Annotated in this window: 1 pseudogene; it reads right to left on the bottom strand. The window is 68.4% G+C overall.

The features are described from left to right. Positions 1-95: 95 nt before the first annotated feature. Positions 96-564 (bottom strand): annotated as a pseudogene (locus CCN51_RS58905) (extracellular solute-binding protein); the annotation flags it as partial.

A 564-nucleotide genomic window follows, 5' to 3' on the forward strand; every position in this document is an offset into this window, starting at 1 on the left:
GATCGTGATCCGCCCCCGCCCCGTCGCCGCCATGCCGTCTCCCATCTCCTCGTGCCCCTCGTGCCCCTCGTGGCCACCTGGTCGTCGGTGCCCGCTCAGCTGTTGGCGGCGTAGTCCTTGGCGAACTCCTCGGCCATCCTGTCGCCACCGCGGGAGCGCCACGTCTTGACGGCGGAGTCGTACTCGGACATCGGGGAACGCCCGGCGATGACCGCGGTGATCGTGTCTTCCATCAGGGCCTTGAGCGTGGTGCCCTGCGCGGTGTACGTGCGGGACTGCAGCCCGTACGACGCGTTGCGGATGGCGACCGGGACCACCTTCTGCTGCCAGGCGTGCAGCGCGCGTACGACCTCCGGCCTGCCCGGCACGAACAGCACCTGCGGCCCCTCGGCCAGATACCTGAAGGGGAGGTTGTTGACGTTTTCCACCTGACCCAGCTTGGTGGTCTTCGGTGCGCCGTCCTTGTCCCGGGTGAAGTGCACGCCCTCCAGGCCGTAGTGCGTCAGCTCCCATTCCTTGGTGCCGAACGGGGCGGCCAGATAGTCGAGCAGGCGCAGCAGCAGT

Source organism: Streptomyces milbemycinicus (assembly GCF_002154605.1).
GTDB lineage: Bacteria > Actinomycetota > Actinomycetes > Streptomycetales > Streptomycetaceae > Streptomyces > Streptomyces milbemycinicus.